Raw genomic sequence first — 1,689 nt, 5'->3', positions numbered from 1 at the left:
TGCGATAATCCCTTTGTGGTTGTCATATGAAATAATATAAATTCATTTGATAATCATGAAGGGATTTTTCTATGTCTAGGAGTAAACTTTCAGTTCAAGAGAAGGTAGATTTAATATTGGAATTCAAGAAATCTCATTCTTCACTCAGAGCATTCGCCATAAAAAACAATGTTGATCAAAAAGCTTTCTGCAGGTGGATTCGATTCTTTGACCGAGATGGAATCGACGGTCTAAAGGAAAGAACACGGAAAAAGAAATATTCATATGAATTTAAATTACAGGTCATAAGAGATTATCTTGAAGGTAAAGGTTCCTTTGGAACACTTGCCGTTAAATATAATTTAAGAACCGCTGCTCAAGTATCAGATTGGTTATTCAAGTATAATAATGGAAAACTATTGGCGAACTCCTCGTCGAGAAAGAAAGAATCCATTATGACAAGTAAAACCACATTTGAAAAACGTATAGAAATAGTCGAATACGTTGTGAAAGATAAACATTCTTATAACGAAGCCGCAGAACGATTCTCTGTATCCTATCAACAAGTACGTTCATGGGTTCTGAAAGCAAATAGTAATGGTTATGAGGCTTTGCGCGATGGCCGTGGTCATCGCAAAGCAGATGAAGATTTAACTGATCTGGATAAAGCAAATCTAAAAATTAGACAATTAGAGTCACAACTAAAGGATCAAAAAGTAATTGAGGAATTTGTAAAAAAATTGCAGGAACTTCAGCACAAGGGGTGAAAAAACAACGTAGGCTAGCTTACCGAGCAATAAAGGAAGTTAGCAAAAACAAGCACGGAACAATTACACTTCTACTAAGTATTGTCGGTGTTAGTAGACAAGCTTATAACAAATTTTGGCATCGTAGTGAAACTCAAAAAGAAGTTGAGGATAAATTACTAAAAGAAAGAATTATGCACTGGTATAACTTAAATACACAGACCATCGGTGCCGGCACAATATTGACTAACTTGGAAAAGGATTCTCAAATTACATTTAAAGTCACGCTTAAACAAGTAAAACGTTTGATGCGTGATTTGGAGATCAGATGCCAATCCAGAATAAAGAAGCATAATCGTTCCAAGAAATCAGAAATGTATATTCAAGATAACATCTTGAATCAAAGATTTGATGTAAATCAACCTAATCAAGTATGGCTAGCTGATTCCACTGAACTATCCTATGGAATTAATGGTGAACATAAAGTTCGCTTAAGCGGCGTATTAGATTTATATGGACGTTATTTAGTATCAAGCAATCTAAGCTTGACGGAAACGGCAATAGCAGAAGTAACGGTGTTTCAAAAAGCCTTTGATAAAGTCGAAAACGTCTGTCCAATGGTCCATACGGACCGTGGATCAGCGTTTACATCTTCACTATTTGGTAGTCTTATGGATCAACACAATGTAGTCAGAAGTATGTCAAGACCAGGAACACCATACGATAATTCCCCAATGGAACGTTGGTGGAGCGAATTTAAATTACGTTGGATGAATCGTCATCCAACGCCTAAAACTTATGAAGAGCTGGTTAAGTTAGTAGAATCAGGGATTCATTATTTTAATCATGTAAGTAGATCACAAAAAATAAATGGCCATACTCCAGCAGAACACTGGAACATGGCCATCTAAACACTATTCAAATTTATATTATTTCAAACGTCAACTTGACAGGTGCCAACGCA

The 1,689-nt window shown here is 35.7% G+C and carries 2 protein-coding genes; both read left to right on the top strand.

Features of this window, described 5'->3' with window-relative positions:
• Positions 1 to 71 precede the first annotated feature (71 nt).
• Positions 72 to 746, top strand: coding sequence for a helix-turn-helix domain-containing protein (locus tag FD29_RS11365; protein ID WP_147008017.1), 675 nt, complete (start codon positions 72 to 74; stop codon positions 744 to 746).
• On the top strand, positions 743 to 1,636 hold the full coding sequence (locus FD29_RS03350; RefSeq protein ID WP_057887553.1) for an IS3 family transposase: 894 nt from the start codon (positions 743 to 745) through the stop codon (positions 1,634 to 1,636). Before FD29_RS11365 ends, FD29_RS03350 begins: the two co-directional genes overlap by 4 nt.
• The last annotated feature ends 53 nt before the right edge of the window (positions 1,637 to 1,689 follow it).

Origin of the sequence: Companilactobacillus mindensis DSM 14500 (assembly GCF_001434275.1) — a bacterium.
Lineage (GTDB): Bacteria > Bacillota > Bacilli > Lactobacillales > Lactobacillaceae > Companilactobacillus > Companilactobacillus mindensis.
This window is presented reverse-complemented; position numbering and strand designations above follow the sequence as displayed.